The sequence below is a fragment of the Psychromonas sp. SR45-3 genome, assembly GCF_014163575.1.
GTDB lineage: Bacteria > Pseudomonadota > Gammaproteobacteria > Enterobacterales > Psychromonadaceae > Psychromonas > Psychromonas arctica.
In genome coordinates this window covers 40,084-50,277 of sequence record NZ_JACJDP010000028.1, presented here as the reverse complement: position 1 = coordinate 50,277, position 10,194 = coordinate 40,084, and the positions used below count along the sequence as shown (strand labels likewise).

At 37.5% G+C, this 10,194-nt stretch carries 9 protein-coding genes; 4 read left to right on the top strand and 5 right to left on the bottom strand.

The genetic code is table 11. The annotated features are described in order from the left end of the window. Positions 1 to 85: 85 nt before the first annotated feature. Entirely contained in the window at positions 86 to 1,270 is a 1,185-nt protein-coding gene (gene chrA, locus H5084_RS14155) for a chromate efflux transporter (RefSeq protein ID WP_182690927.1), read from the bottom strand. Positions 1,271 to 1,417: 147 nt separating this feature from the next. Then, on the bottom strand, positions 1,418 to 2,413 hold the full coding sequence (locus H5084_RS14150) for a hypothetical protein (RefSeq protein WP_182690925.1): 996 nt from the start codon (positions 2,411 to 2,413) through the stop codon (positions 1,418 to 1,420). Positions 2,414 to 2,730: 317 nt separating this feature from the next. Between H5084_RS14150 and yddG the strand changes: the two genes are divergently transcribed. Beyond that, entirely contained in the window at positions 2,731 to 3,669 is a 939-nt protein-coding gene (yddG, locus tag H5084_RS14145) for an aromatic amino acid DMT transporter YddG (protein ID WP_028869067.1), read from the top strand. A gap of 531 nt (positions 3,670 to 4,200) precedes the next feature. Here the strand turns inward: yddG and H5084_RS14140 are convergent. Further along, on the bottom strand, positions 4,201 to 4,998 hold the full coding sequence (locus H5084_RS14140; protein WP_220485973.1) for a glycine betaine ABC transporter substrate-binding protein: 798 nt from the start codon (positions 4,996 to 4,998) through the stop codon (positions 4,201 to 4,203). A 692-nt stretch (positions 4,999 to 5,690) separates the two neighbouring features. Next, on the bottom strand, positions 5,691 to 6,323 hold the full coding sequence (grxB, locus tag H5084_RS14135; RefSeq protein ID WP_182690923.1) for a glutaredoxin 2: 633 nt from the start codon (positions 6,321 to 6,323) through the stop codon (positions 5,691 to 5,693). 295 nt (positions 6,324 to 6,618) lie between these two features. On the opposite strand from grxB, the gene H5084_RS14130 reads away from it, so the two are divergent. From H5084_RS14130 to H5084_RS14120, 3 genes are all read left to right on the top strand, one after another. Continuing rightward, positions 6,619 to 7,716: an L-dopachrome tautomerase-related protein gene (locus H5084_RS14130; protein ID WP_028869070.1), complete on the top strand. Its 1,098-nt coding sequence runs from the start codon at positions 6,619 to 6,621 to the stop codon at positions 7,714 to 7,716. Positions 7,717 to 7,776: 60 nt separating this feature from the next. Continuing rightward, the gene (locus H5084_RS14125) at positions 7,777 to 8,067 is read left to right on the top strand and encodes a putative quinol monooxygenase (RefSeq protein ID WP_182690921.1); all 291 of its coding nucleotides are present in this window, start codon (positions 7,777 to 7,779) and stop codon (positions 8,065 to 8,067) included. Between the two features lie 91 nt (positions 8,068 to 8,158). Continuing rightward, complete coding sequence (locus H5084_RS14120) at positions 8,159 to 9,079, top strand: LysR family transcriptional regulator (RefSeq protein WP_182690919.1); 921 nt, start codon at positions 8,159 to 8,161, stop codon at positions 9,077 to 9,079. 202 nt (positions 9,080 to 9,281) lie between these two features. Here H5084_RS14120 and H5084_RS14115 read toward each other — a convergent pair whose 3' ends face one another. After that, on the bottom strand, positions 9,282 to 10,025 hold the full coding sequence (locus H5084_RS14115; RefSeq protein WP_182690917.1) for a sulfite exporter TauE/SafE family protein: 744 nt from the start codon (positions 10,023 to 10,025) through the stop codon (positions 9,282 to 9,284). Between the last annotated feature and the right edge of the window lie 169 nt (positions 10,026 to 10,194).

Here is a 10,194-nt window from a genome sequence, read left to right as displayed (position 1 = left end):
TCTTTTATCTTTTATCTTTTATCTTTTATCTTCGTGAAGCGTAGCGCTTCGTGGTTAATATCGTTTTAAATTAGTCATGGAAGGGTTAAATAAAGCCTAACATTGCACCAGCAACTGCAAATAACAGTACTAAAAACATAATTGGGCATTTTAAACATTTTAGTAAATAGAACCCGAGCAATACTAGCGCCATATCTATCCCATTAAAAACGGCACTCGTAAATACAGGTTGATAAAGCGCACTCAGCAACAACCCGACTACCGCAGCATTAACACCATTAATAGCAGCGGCTAGATTAGGTATTTTCGATAAGCGCTGCCAATGACTCAAACAACTTAATAACAATAAAAATCCCGGTAAAAATACAGCAATAGTGGCAACTAAAGCGCCTAAAATAGGCGAAGAGGGTAAAATAAAGTATCCAATATAAGTCGCAAGAGTAAACATCGGACCGGGTACTGCTTGTGCAATCGCATACCCCGTTAAAAACTGATCAGGAGTTACTTGCCCCTCGACAATATTCTGCAGTAAAGGTAATACCACATGCCCTCCACCAAACACTAAACTGCCCGCTTGAAAGAAGTCAGAAAACACAGAAAAGACTTGTGGCATAGAAGGCAGTAATACGGTCATAATTGGTAGAAAAAATAAAAGCAGCAAAAATAAGATCAGCGGAACATGGTTGATTGAGGAGGTTAGTACTTTCATTGCACTTTGTGTCCCCTTTTCAACACCTTCCATTTTATTCTCTTTTAATAAAAATCCCCCCACTAACGCGGCAATAATTAAAACCAAAATTTGACTTAATAATCCCGGTATTATTAATAAAGTGGCTGCGGTTAATAGGCATAAAAAAATGCGCGTTTTATCTTTACAGAAATTTTGATACATCATGAAGACAGCATCAAAAACTACCACCACGGCTAATAGCTTAAGGCCATGCATAACAGACAGAAAAAGCTGATCGCCAGCTAATTGTCCCGCACTTATTGCCAGTAATAACATGATAATAATGGAAGGTAAGGTGAACCCTAAAAAAGCACAACAAGCTCCAGCTAATCCCGCGCGATGATAACCAATAGCAAAACCGACTTGGCTAGAGCCCGGCCCGGGTAAAAACTGACTTAACGCTACGAAATCAGCATATTGCTTCTCACTTAACCAAGCTAAGCGTTGTACAAAGGTTTGTCTAAAGTAGCCAATATGAGCGGCTGGACCACCAAAACTAATACAACCTAATACAAAAAAAGTTTTAAATATTTCCCACATACTTTTATATCCTGATACAAAGGGGTAGCAATGACTGATATTTTAAAATAGTCGAAAATACAGGAGCAATATGACAAGAGAATGACACGAAGGTAACTAGGTAAACAGTTTTTATTACCGTCTCTAAATAGATTTTTTGTGTTTAACCTATTTCAGTTTTTTTAATGATAAGTGTAAATACTGCAAATCATTACTCCATAACTGTAAGAATTTTCGTGATTTATCTTTATTGCTCAAACATTTTGCAAATAGAATAATATTGGCACCAATCAAATCACTACTTTTTTGTATCGCATACTTTTTTAACAACGCCTGCTGAAAAGGTTTAATTGGAATAGCAAGATCCTTAGCCTCTGCAACATTCAACCATAAAAGATCTTTATCGGCATGACTTATTGCTCCCCAGTACATACGAGGTGCAAAATTTTCTAGTACTTCTACCTTAGTTAAAGACACGAACAAATTCTTTGCACGCCACTTATGTTTATCACTGGTATAAACCCACACATCAGAAGCAGCTAAAGAGCTATTATTTAACAAGCTCTTTAATAACTTAGGCAATGTTTGTTTAATGCTTTTTTTAACAACTTTTCTTGACGATAAATTCAAGTCAGCAATGTCTTCTAATTCAGTTTCTACTTCAGTTCCAGATTCAGATTCAGATTCAACCTTAATTATTGAAGTTGTTTTCAAGCTGGCGCTTTTAGTTGTTTGATTACGCAAAGGCTCTATCTTGGCTGAAAACTTGCTGGAAAAATCGATTGTAAATCCATCTTCAAATTCAATACTTTGTTGTAACTTTTGTTGCCCTTCATGCTTATGTTTAGTGACAGATTGTGTCTTATCTTTATCGTTTTCCAGTAAGCTTGTTTTGGGGCGGCTATTTAGCGCTGAGCAGGTTGGTAAATGATAACGAGAGCCAAAACAGGCTTGTTTACCATCTTTAGAAGCTCGCCTAAAATAAGCGTTCTGTAAACATTCAGGGCAAAATAATGAATGTCGGTATAGTGCAATTTTTTCATCCGACAGTAATTTAAATTCAAAAATAGAGAAAGTAGTTTGCGTTTGCATCTCATCTTCTATCGACAGAGGATCACGTTCAACGTCATCTTTCTTAGGTAAAATGCAAATGGCATCCAACATCAACTTCTCTCTATAACGTTATAAAATAAAGCACTCATAAAAGCACAGCTGTAAAACCACAATAATAACTATCTTAGCAAGATATCTCATCAATAAACTTTGCTAGTGCGCATTAAATGATGGTTATCTTTAATTCACTTTTTTAAGTCAATGTTTTTTAAGTCATGTTTATAACTCTATCTTTTTAAACCAGTGTTTTTAAGTCAAATCACAACGACTATCAATACTGTTAAATAAACACGTTAATGTATTGCATCCAAATGATTAAACACGATAATGTGATACTAATTCTAATCTAATGATAACGTTGGTTTTTTATGTCTTTTATTAATGAAAATAAATATACGTTTTATGGCATTGTTGCGATCCTGCTTTGGAGTTCTGTCACTGCCTTGATCAGAGACTTATCAGAGTTATTTAGCCCTATCGCAGGGGCAGCCATGATGTATAGTGTCAGCGCTATTTTTTTAATGTCTGTTATGGGCGTACCTAAAATAAAAGACTATCCGATACGTTACCTGTTGATCGGTGGGGTTTTATTTGTCACCTATGAAATCTGCTTAGCACTGTCTTTAGGCATGGCAAATAGTCGACATCAAGCGATGGAAATGTCTATTATCAATTACCTATGGCCTGCATTGACCATATTATTGAGCGTGCTAATCAGCCCTAAAAAAGTAAATATATTAGTATACCCAAGTATTCTTATTGCTTTTACGGGTGTCGGATGGTGTATTGCCGGCGACCAAGGTATTTCATTAAATACCTTAATGAATAATATTTCAGGTAATCCAATAACCTACTTAATGGCCTTTTCAGCCGCTTTCATTTGGGCTTTCTATTGCGTAATTACTAAAAAAATCAGCAACGGAAAAAATGCTATTGTGCTATTTTTTGCGGCTACCGCGATAACGTTATGGGTAAAATACTTTTTCAGTAATGAACCCAGCTTGCACTTTACACTTCCATCAACGCTAACATTAATTATTTCAGGCATAGTAATAGGAACGGGTTATGCTTTATGGAATCAAGCAGTAATAGGCGGCAATATCATTTTATTAGGTACCATCTCCTATTTCACCCCTGTCTTCTCTACGCTTTTTGCTTCTGTTTATTTATCAATTTCACTAACAAGTTCATTTTGGAAAGGTGTCGCTTTAGTGACCTTAGGGTCATTGATCTGCTTTTTAGTGACAAGAAGCAAACCTACTGCGAATAATACAACCGAGACAAACGGTAGCAACGCCATAAAGTAAAGGTTTGATCATCGACAGATTACCTCGATTGACGTACTAGATAGCGGTACGTCGACTGTTTATCAAAAAGCAATTGATAATATTTCAAATCAATTGCATTTTTTTAGCTGTAAAAAACGCTAGTAATCTTAGTCCATCTAAAGACATAGACGCTACAATATTCGATGTTAAAACCTTTAAAGAAGCGCATCCGCTTATTGATATAGCTTAGGCCACAAGCGACCTTTTAATTTGAAAGACCGATAACATTAGGCATGGCTACAATCACTATTTATTAACATCGGCTTTTCCCTTGTTTGAGTGCTTTTTCAAAGACAACTTTCTAGGCATCCCTTTCTATGTGTTTTTTAAACAGGCGACAAGCCTACTTGAATGAATGGAATCACGAGAATGCTTTATTGGATACAACAATGCCGAGAATAGTTGACGGCATTGTTGTATGAAGGCTTATAAGCAGCACATTAACCTTGCAAAGCAAGCGCATGATATGGGCTCTAGTGGAGAGGGCTAACGCAGAGGATTATGAGTGACTTAAGAAGAATGACTTAAGAAGCCATTCGCCACTAACCAGTCATGAGTCACTTGATCTTGAGCCTGCCCTTCACGGCAAACTTTGTGATCCAACTCTGCAATGATATCGTTAGAGAAACGTAGAGAGTCTAGTTTTTTAATTTGCAGCTCAGTGAACAACCCTTTTTTATCATTCCTTAATAACAGAACCGCTCTATCTACAATACCTAACAGTCCTTTAGGCTCTTTAATTTCACGAATATTATAACGGTAATGTAGAAATTGAGGTTTCCATAATGGAACAATAATCCATTCTTTATTCGCCACAGCTTGCTCATAGGCATTAAAACAATCGTCTTCTGTTCCTGTGAAAAACTCATAACCAGCATTGCTTAAGCCATAGTCTTCCATCATTTGAATAGAAAAACGAGTAATCCCCGCCCCTGCGTTGATCCCTTGAATTTTTTTACGCATTTTATTGGCAACGTCGAGCTTTAATAAATCAGCAACCTCTGAAACTTGATCTGCAGGTATATAGTCTGGCACTCCCCAATGCGCATAAGGTTGATAGTGCAACCCCAACTCAATAAGTGGTTGAATCTCTTCAACATCAGCTTTATAGAGCCCATGGCTTGAAGGTAACCAGGCAGAAGCAAGCATATCAACCTCTCCTGATTTTAGTTTTTTGAAGTTTTCTTGATGAGGAGAAAAGATTCGTTCAACCTCAAATCCCATATCAGTCAATACATTAGCCACTAATGACGCGGTTGTGTGATGGAAAGATAAGTCAGTCACCCCCATTGTAATTTTTGTTGTCATTTTAAATTTCCTCATATTAATAAGATGAGTCACATCATATTGCTAAACAACAGAGTTAAAAACAGCTTTAAAAGCGAATTATTTTCAAAATAAATTTGATAGTTATTGCTGAGTAAAAAGGCCATCATTATATTGCTATTAACACTTATTTTTGAAGAAACGCCTGCAGAGTTAAGGATAAGCAAGCACTCGCAAGTGTATTGAATCAATGATTTATATTTATGCTAAAGAAATACATATTGTAATTAGCAGCTTTGTTGATAAAACGGCCAATTAAAGGCAAGTTGCTTTGCTCATGCCCCCATTACCAAGCATGATTTAAAAATCAGCAAGCCGTAAGGTGAGCAGGTTCTACGTATAAAGGTAAAGACATAAAGGTGAAGGTCTAAGGGGTTAAATCGAGATTTTATTCCCATTTCACAACAGGAACGAAATGATTACCTGCGATTTAGCCTCAGGGTCGCTAACTCGAAATTCAATACTGCGTTGTAGCATTCGATAAGGACGAGTCATTTAAGGGGTAACGACTTTTTTAACCACCTACCGATAGAGAATTAACGAAGTTAATTGCTCCAAAGGTCATAGTGCTACACCTTGTTATGAAGTCCGAGTAAGCGACTGAGTAATACATCTTGATTGGTAACGGGTATAGATTACTAAATAATGACGGTTACTCTAAAGCAAACATAAAATCACTTTAATAGTGGAATACTAGTGTCTTTACTTATCTTATTCAGCCAAGTTTGCAGTTGCACTGGCCATTGAATTGATGGTTCACAACAGTAACCACGTAATAACGAGAAATAAATAGCTTGGTCAACTAAAGATAGTTGTGCATAACCTACTTTAAATGTTAATTGCGCTTCAGTCTCTTGTAAAAAAGCATTGCTATCAATCACTGCCTCTTCGGTTTTCTCAATAAGTTCAGTAAAGTTCACCGTATCAGTTTGTTTACGATCCAACCAAGCTTGACGAGCTTTCTCACTAGAAAACTCCTCAAGGTCAAGTGAATACCAGCGAGGGTAACCAATGCGAAGTAAAGAATTAAATGAGCGAGACTGCCAACCTAATGCTTGTTGACTCACTTCTCGCACTTCATCACTACCTGCTAACTCTATTAAATAGGCAATGATAGCATCGCTTTCGACCATCACTTGTTCGTCATCTTTAACTAAGATAGGCACCATTTTTTTGCCAATGAGTGTGTTAGGTGTTTGAGTATCGTCGTAGGCAAGCACAACCGTCTCCAGTTTAATCCCCAAGCTCTTTGCAACATATTGCACACGAGAACAAAAAGGACAGTGTTCATAAATATATAATTTCATTCGCTACTCCATAATAAAGGCATAATGTTGCATTACAACCAAAGTAAGACAACCAGATCAATGCTACCTTAGCCTATCGAGCCGCCTCCAAATAGCATCTAATACTAGAAACAGTTTCCTGTTTAAATTGAAAATATCGTGTAGTGAACACTCAGAAAATAATGACATTCGCTGAATTAAAATAGATTACCAAATATTATTGGACAATCTTTCAAATATTACCCTGTTTATAAATATTTATTTAATTTCTATAATGGTCGCATCTAAACAGTTAACCCAAACAGGACGTCATACTATGAAACAGTTAAAAACGCTTCTTGCACTAAGCACGGCACTTATTTTAAACACAGCATCTGCTGCGACCAGCGATTTAGAAATCGTTGCTAAATTTGATGGTAGCCGTCCGGGTAATCCGACAGTGACATCAGAAGGACGTATCATTCTTTCAATGCAACCTTTAGATGGACCGGAATTTCGAGTTGTAGAACTAATGGCAAATGGCGATCTTAAACCATTTCCAACGGTTGACTGGGCTGATGGACCAGAGAAAGGTGAAGTGGGCTTAGCGTCAGTGATCGGGGTCGACTCAACTGCTGATGGTGTTGTTTATATTCTAGATATGGGCAGCCAAACTTCAGCTCCACAAATCCTAGCTTGGGATAGTGTGAACAATAAACTGGTTAAAAATATCAAAATTGATAAAGAAGCAATAGTGGCTAACTCTTTCCTTCAGGATTTCGCGCTAGATAGCAAGCGTAATATGATGTACATAGCCGATACAACTTTAGGTAACTTAGTCGGTGAATCAAAATCTGCATTTGTTGTGGTTGATTTAGAAACCGGTAAAGCGCGTCGTGTTTTAGAGTCTCAGGCTGAATTGATGTCACCTAAGCATAAAGTAGTGATCAACGACTCTGTCATGGGTACTAAGCGTGAAGATGGCAGTAAAGATGCCCTTTACCTTGGTCTTAACCCAATTACTATCGACGCAGAGAATGAGTGGGTTTACTTTGGTTCTGTGAATGGCGATAAAATCTATCGTATTCCCGCAGCAGTGCTCGCTGATCAGAAAGTTTCAAAGCAAAAACAAGCTGCGAGCATTGAATTTTACAGTGAGAAAAGACCAAGTGATGGCATGATCATTGATTCTAAAGGCAATATTTACGTTGGCGATGTTGAGAAAAATGCCATTGCGGTGTCAAATAAAGATGGATACAGTATTCTAGCGCAGGATAAACAGTTACTTGATTGGGCTGATGGTTTTTCAATTGATAAGAAAAACGGTTATCTATACATGACACAAAATCAACTGCACCTTCATCCTGCTCTAAACGAAGGTGAGGAAGGTAGCAGCAAGCCTTATCATATTTTGCGCATTAAATTGCCAGAGTAATAAAGGATTTATATTTTTTAAATTGTTATAACCACTTAAATTACCAATAAGGAATAACGCATGACTCAACTCACTATTATTGCCAATATTATTGCTAAAGAAGACAAAATTGAATTAGTAAAATCTGAGCTACTTAAACTTATCGACGTGACTCGTGCAGAACAAGGGTGTATTAATTACAACTTGCATCAGGATAACGAAAATCCTAAGCACTTCTTATTCTATGAAAACTGGGAGTCACGTGAACTGTGGCAAACTCATATGGATAACCAACACCTAAAAGATTACTTGGCGGCAACAGAAGGGGCAGTCGATAGTTTTACGCTCAATGAAATGACCAGCATCGCTTAATTTCATAACATGACAACTATCACCAATACAAGCTGACTCTTAATGAGTCGGCTTTTTTAGTTTTTGCTAGATCAAAAAGAAGGAGACGCTTATGCTACTGGAAGACTTACAAGTTATACTTAAAGTCGCTGAATTTCGCAGTATTACTGGAGCAGCGACAGCCCTAGATATGCGTACTGCAACAGCAAGTGCAGCTGTAAAGCGAGTAGAGGCATCGCTGGGAACAGAGTTATTTATTCGTACTACTCGGCAGCTACGATTATCCAGTGCAGGGGAACGTTACCTACCTGAGTGCGAAAAAGCCTTGTTGGTGCTGGAACTCGCCAAGCAGAATATGCAGGAAAGTTTAGAGTTTATCGAAGGAAGTATTCGCATCGCCCTTTCCTCTGACTTAGGCCGTAATTTAGTGACTCCTTGGCTTGATGAATTTATGGATGCAAACCCTAAGGTGACGCTAAGAAGTAATATCAGTGACAGTAATATCGATTTTTACCGCGACTCGATAGATATGGCACTTCGCTATGGTTCCCCAAATGATTCTGGCATGGTCGGCTTTAAGATATGTGATGTGCCACGCGTATTATGCGCAACTCCTGAATACCTAGAAAAAAATGGCACGCCAAATCACCCCAATGATTTATTGACTCACAATGCGTTGTTCTATCAATTGCATGATATGTTGCAGAACACTTGGAAGTTTTCTAACGGTGAACAAGACTACAAAATAAAGTTAACTGGAAATCGTGCTTCTAACGATGGTGACTTAGTGAGACGTTGGTGCGTTTCAGGCAAAGGTATCGCCATTAAATCCTGTTTAGATATGTCTGAAGACTTGCTTTCCGGCAAGGTGAGCAGCTTAATGCCAGAATATAAAACCACAGCAACAGAATTGTGGTTGGTTTGCCCAAGTAAACAATCAATCACACCAAGTGTTAGATTATTACGCGATCTCTTTAGACAAAAAACGGGTGAAATTTTAAGTAAATTATCTACCAGGGGGATTATTAAATAACCTAATTGGCGGTAATAAAATGCGAATAGTTGATCATTGCTAGAGCATTAAAACGGCAAAACTGTGTCCGTACTCGTGCGAATAATGCTGTAATTAATGGTTCAATTAATGATGCAATACCCTATGACTTATTTTGAGGTGAAGCGTAATAACCATTTCATTCATTAAGTACATTATTTAATCGGTTAAAAAACTATTTCCACTAATAAATAGTTGCTAAACCTGAGTAAAGCATCTTACAACCTGTAATAAATAAAACTGAGTAGCTTATTTTATAAATTAACTCCTGTGAAATAATGTTAACTAACCACACACCCGTTCTTACTCCTAAAAAAGCAACGGGTATTAACACTAACGATGTTTTGAGGTTTTCTGCATCAAGCTGTCCTAGGTAACTATAGGGAATTAACTTGATAAAATTAAGCAGAGCAAAAAAGACCACACTGGTACCAATTAGTTGCTCTTTTGGTAACTTTTTAGGTAACAAGTACATACTTGCAGGTGGCCCACCAGCATGAACCAGTGTGCTTGAAAACCCAGAAATCATACTGAGTGCATAACCTCTTTTTGCAGAGGTTGATTGGGTTTTGCCAAGTAAAAATTTTTGGGCAAGAAAAGTTAAAGCTAAACCACCAATAATTAATTCCACAATATGCGAAGGCAAGCTGCCCATAAAGTATGAAGCAATTACCACACCGACTACCGCATAGGGAAGCATGTTTTTCAATTCAGCATAATTACAATTTTCTCGATGATAAATAAGCGCCATTAAATCCATAATACACAGTAATGGAAGTAAAACCGCCGCAGCTTGGATTGGCGAGACAGTCATTGCCATCAATGGCACTGAGAGCATGCCTAATATGCCACCAACACCACCTTTCCCCATGCCATAGAAAAAGACAGCAGGAATGGCTGCAATATAAAACCAAATATCAGTGATCATTTTTTACTCTCAAAATTATTAACATGGGTGCAATCGAAAAAATGCTATCGAAAAAGTACTATCTAAAAAGCGTTGTAGAGATCCCAGCAAGGAAACTTAGGTTTCATTCAAAACTTACTGTAATTAAAGCAACCGTAATCATTTGCTACACCTTGATATCAGTAATAGT

What these genes read in the sequence shown, in the direction of transcription:
- chrA (WP_182690927.1), bottom strand. Translation starts at nt 1,270, where the DNA reads ATGTGGGAAATATTTAAAACTTTTTTTGTATTAGGTTGTATTAGTTTT.
- H5084_RS14150 (WP_182690925.1), bottom strand. Translation starts at nt 2,413, where the DNA reads ATGTTGGATGCCATTTGCATTTTACCTAAGAAAGATGACGTTGAACGT.
- yddG (WP_028869067.1), top strand. Translation starts at nt 2,731, where the DNA reads ATGTCTTTTATTAATGAAAATAAATATACGTTTTATGGCATTGTTGCG.
- H5084_RS14140 (WP_220485973.1), bottom strand. Translation starts at nt 4,998, where the DNA reads ATGACAACAAAAATTACAATGGGGGTGACTGACTTATCTTTCCATCAC.
- grxB (WP_182690923.1), bottom strand. Translation starts at nt 6,323, where the DNA reads ATGAAATTATATATTTATGAACACTGTCCTTTTTGTTCTCGTGTGCAA.
- H5084_RS14130 (WP_028869070.1), top strand. Translation starts at nt 6,619, where the DNA reads ATGAAACAGTTAAAAACGCTTCTTGCACTAAGCACGGCACTTATTTTA.
- H5084_RS14125 (WP_182690921.1), top strand. Translation starts at nt 7,777, where the DNA reads ATGACTCAACTCACTATTATTGCCAATATTATTGCTAAAGAAGACAAA.
- H5084_RS14120 (WP_182690919.1), top strand. Translation starts at nt 8,159, where the DNA reads ATGCTACTGGAAGACTTACAAGTTATACTTAAAGTCGCTGAATTTCGC.
- H5084_RS14115 (WP_182690917.1), bottom strand. Translation starts at nt 10,025, where the DNA reads ATGATCACTGATATTTGGTTTTATATTGCAGCCATTCCTGCTGTCTTT.